At 66.7% G+C, this 4027-nt stretch carries 4 protein-coding genes; 1 reads left to right on the forward strand and 3 read right to left on the reverse strand.

The window, feature by feature from the left end; translation table 11 throughout:
- Positions 1–417 (forward strand): hypothetical protein (locus tag Q0309_RS02170; protein ID WP_299436983.1); only part of this gene is annotated, 417 nt, incomplete at its 5' end.
- Between the two features lie 15 nt (positions 418–432).
- On the opposite strand, the gene Q0309_RS02175 is transcribed toward Q0309_RS02170, so the two are convergent.
- From Q0309_RS02175 to Q0309_RS02190, 3 genes are all read right to left on the reverse strand, one after another.
- Complete coding sequence (locus Q0309_RS02175) at positions 433–1146, reverse strand: Crp/Fnr family transcriptional regulator (protein ID WP_299436985.1); 714 nt, start codon at positions 1144–1146, stop codon at positions 433–435.
- A gap of 682 nt (positions 1147–1828) precedes the next feature.
- Positions 1829–3631 carry an O-acetylhomoserine aminocarboxypropyltransferase gene (locus Q0309_RS02180; RefSeq protein WP_366940546.1) on the reverse strand — a complete coding sequence of 601 codons (1803 nt, stop codon included), beginning with the start codon at positions 3629–3631 and terminating at the stop codon, positions 1829–1831.
- A gap of 69 nt (positions 3632–3700) precedes the next feature.
- Positions 3701–4027, reverse strand: a 327-nt coding sequence (locus tag Q0309_RS02190; protein WP_299436987.1) for a DUF86 domain-containing protein, incomplete at its 5' end; no start/stop codon positions are given.

Below are 4027 nucleotides of genomic sequence, written 5' to 3' on the forward strand. Positions count from 1 at the left end.
CACATGGCGCGCGGGTCCGGATGGGCGGCCTCGGTCAGGAACGACCCGGCGGCCATCGACACGGCGTTGCGCGTGGCGGTGGAGCAGATCGACGCGGCCGTCAGCGAGCAGGAACGGGCGGCGGCCCGCATCATGGGGCTTGCCGAGTTGTTGCTGGACCGGGCCGAGGACCCAGCCACGCGCCTGCGCATCGAGGCCGTCATGGAATGCTGCGCGGTCTATGACATCACGGACCAGCGGCTGCGCCGGGTGCGGGCGCTGCTGTCCAACCTGACCGCGCTGCCACCCGGGACCCTGCGCGTCGACTCCGCTGCTGGTGAGATGTCGGCGGCGGTTGGCCGGGCCGGGGAACCGCTCGGCGCCGGTGGCCCGGGTCTGACGCAGGAGCAGGTGGACCGCCTATTGGGCAAGCGGTGAGGAGAGCCGGCGGTCTCACGCCACCTTGGTCTGCAGGCCGCCCCGCAGGCCCTCCACCAGGGCCGTCAGGCGCTCGCGATCGGGAATGTTCAGCGTGCGACCCTTGCGGATGACGATGCCGTCCTGCGCCAGATCCAGAAGCACGCGGGCCACGGTCTCGCGGCTGGCGCCAATCCGGGTGCCGAGTTCCGCTTGGGTCGGCGTCGGGTAGATGATGAAGGTGCCCGGGACGGCCTGACTCGGCTTGCACAGATTGAGCAGTTCCTGGCTGACCCTTTGTGTGACGCTCTGGGTCGAGAAGCTTTGCAGGCGATCGTTGGTGCGGCGGATCAAGTCGGTCAGGCGCACCATCACGCGCCACGCGATGTCCGGATGCTGTCGCAGCATCAGGCCGAACTGGTCCCCGGACATGACGAGCAGCGATCCCTTCGTCCGCCCCGTCACGGCGGCCGAACGGTGCCGGCCGTCGATGGCGGCGATCTCGCCGAAGTACTGCCCGGCCGCCAACTCGGCGAAGGCGATTTCGCGACCGCTGCTGGAATAGCTGGAGACCGTGACGGTTCCCTCGAGAATGAACATGACGTCCCGATCGGGGCTGTTGACGTCGCAGATCACCTGACGCGGCGCGAACGTCCGGTGCGTGCACAACCGTGCCAAGGTGATGCGGACGTTTTCGCTCACGCCCTCGAACAAGGCAAACGGGGCCAACGGGTCTGTGAGCGTGATCATGGCGGCTCCCTGTGGCGGCAGGGCGACAAGAAACGGGGCAATCCCCAAAATGAGCAAGAATCGCCAGCGGACTTGGTGGATTGAGCATGACTCATCCGCCGGCCAAGGTCCTCAAAAGTCAGTCACACTGGCCTTTGGATATAGACCCAACCGCCGCCGATTTCTTTCAAATCCATACTACACGAGCGGCTCGGCGAGGGAAAGCGCCGAGGTCGGGTATTGCGGGCTACACGACGGAGGCCCGTTGGTGTCGTGGCAGGGATTGCGACCAATCGTCACGCAGCCCCATCACCGGCGGGGGGATCGGCTAAAGGAATCCACAGTCTTGCGTCAGGACTGTGATTTTGGCGTCATACCAAGCGACGGAAATCGTGACACGGTTTCCGGACCGTCGGCACACGACCTTGGGAGATCCCTCGCGTCCTGACGGACGCTTCGGGATGACGGATAAGTTTATAAAAAACAAAAACATACGTCATCCCGAGCGAGCGAAGCGAGCCGAGGGATCTCCCGCGCCGGCACCGCGCCCGGCGAATGGGGAGGAGTCAAGACTTCGGTCGCCCGGTATCACAACATGGCGCTGCGACTGGCAAGGAATGCGCGCATTAAGTTTCACATGCCTCACGTTGACCTTATCGCGCGCCCTGAGTGGAGTCGGCCGTTGCCGCGTACCGACTGCAGCTCACACGCCATCCAGCGCCTGGTCGAGGTCGGCGATCAGGTCGGCGGCATCCTCCAGCCCGATGGACAGCCGCAGGACGTCGTCACCGGCGCCGGCCGCCGCCCGCTGTTCGTCGGTGAGCTGGCGATGGGTGGTGGACGCCGGGTGCAGGATCAGGCTGCGCGTGTCGCCGATGTTGGCGAGATGGCTGAAGACGTTGACGCCCTCCACCACCTTCACCCCGGCCTCGAACCCGCCCTTTAGCCCGCAGGTGAACACCGCGCCCGGCCCGCCCGGCAGGTACTTTTCCGCCAGCGCCCTGTAGGGCGAGTCCGGAAGACCGGCGTGGGAGACCCAGGCCACCTTGGGATGACCGGCCAGATACTCGGCCACCGATTGGGCGTTGGCGACATGCTGGCGCATCCGCAGGGGCAGGGTCTCGATGCCCATCAGGGTCAGGAACGCGTTCTGCGGGCTCAGCGTCGGGCCGAAATCGCGCAGGGCCACCGCCCGGGCCTTGGTGGTGAACGCGAAATCGCCAAAGGTCTCGTAGAAGGTCAGGCCGTGATAGGCCGGCTCCGGCTTGGCCAGGGAGGGAAACTTGCCGCTGGCCGCCCAGTCGAACCGCCCCGACTCGACGATCGCCCCGCCCAGCGCGTTGCCGTGGCCGGACAGGAACTTGGTGGTCGAGTGGGTGACGATGTCCGCGCCCCACTCGATCGGCCGGCACAACGCGGGCGTGGCCATGGTGTTGTCGACGATCAACGGGATGCCGGCCTCGCGCGCGATCTCGGCGACGCGCTCCACGTCCACGACGATGCCGCCGGGATTGGCCAGAACCTCCAGGAAGATGGCCTTGCAGTTCTCGGTCAGGGCGCGGCGGAAGTTCTCCGGGTCGGTCGGATCGACGAAATGGCAGGTCCAACCCAGCTTCTTGAACGACAGCCCGAACTGGGTGATCGAGCCGCCGTACAGGTTGCGCGCGGCCAGGAACTCGTCGCCCGGCTCCAGCAGGGTGAAGAAGGTCAGGAACTGCGCCGCGTGGCCGGAGGCGGCGCAGCACGCCGCGCGGCCGCCCTCCAGGTTGGCGATGCGTTCTTCGAGGACGCAGACGGTGGGGTTCGACAGCCGCGCGTAGACATGGCCGAAGTTGTGCAGGTTGAACCGGCTGGCGGCCTGGTCGACATCGTCGAACACGTAGGACGTGGTCTGGAAGATGGGGGTGGCGCGGGCGCCGGTGGTGGGGTCGGGCGCCGCGCCAGCATGAATGGCGCGGGTGGAAAAGCCGTAGTCGGTCTTGCCGGCGGCGCCTTCGCCATGGCCGGGGGCGCGCTTGGCCCGCGAACTGATGACGCCCGAGTTCACGCCGTACCAGCCCAGTTCGCCCCCCAGCCGGCCGTATTCGATCTTCGGGCAGCGGTCCATGATGACGGTCAGGCCGGCGGCCTCGGCGCGTGCGGCCGCCGCGTCGTTGCGCACGGAAAGCTGCATCCACACCACCTTGATGCCCTTGTCGGCGGCCACGGCGAGGGCCTCGTCCACCACGCCGCCCGCGGCCTCCGAGCCCCGGAAGATATCCACCATGTCGATGGGCTCGGGCACGTCGGCGAGGCTGGCGTACACCGTCTCGCCCAGGATGGTGTTGCCGGCCTGGGTCGGGTTGACCGGGATCACCCGATAGCCCTTCTCGATCAGGTACTTCATGACGAAGTAGCTGGGCCGGTTGTAGTTCGCCGAGGTGCCGACCATGGCGATGGTCTTCACGTCGGCCAGGATCTGGCGGATCAGGGCGTCGGGATAGGTCAGCGCGGTCTGGTGCGTCATGGCGGGCGAGGTCCTGTGCGCGGGCGGAGCGGGGCAGGACGCCCACTCAAGCGCGGGAGGCGGCGGGGGTCAATGGGGGCTTGCCCCAGAAGGGAGACGGTCAATCAACGCCGGGATCGCCGAGAGGGCCGTCTCCCAAACGATGTCGAGGTTAATGTCGAAATACCCGTGAGCAAGCCGGTTCCGCATACCACGCATGGCTTTCCAAGGCACGTCTGGATGGTCGGCTGCATACGCTGGATAGCGGTCCATGATCCGGCCGGCGGCCTCGCCGATGATGAGGAGATTCAGGATCACGGCCTGCTGTGTTCGCCGATCCTCCAGAAACGCGGCCTTGTCGAGTCCGTCCACGTAGTCGCGGATATCGGCGGCCGCTTTGTGGATATGCTCCAGGTA

The organism is uncultured Rhodospira sp., assembly GCF_937138205.1.
Lineage (GTDB): Bacteria > Pseudomonadota > Alphaproteobacteria > Rhodospirillales > Rhodospirillaceae > Rhodospira.

Bases quoted from the DNA above. Each gene is read 5' to 3' on its own strand.
- Q0309_RS02180 (WP_366940546.1), bottom strand. From the start codon at position 3,631: ATGACGCACCAGACCGCGCTGACCTATCCCGACGCCCTGATCCGCCAG.
- Q0309_RS02175 (WP_299436985.1), bottom strand. From the start codon at position 1,146: ATGATCACGCTCACAGACCCGTTGGCCCCGTTTGCCTTGTTCGAGGGC.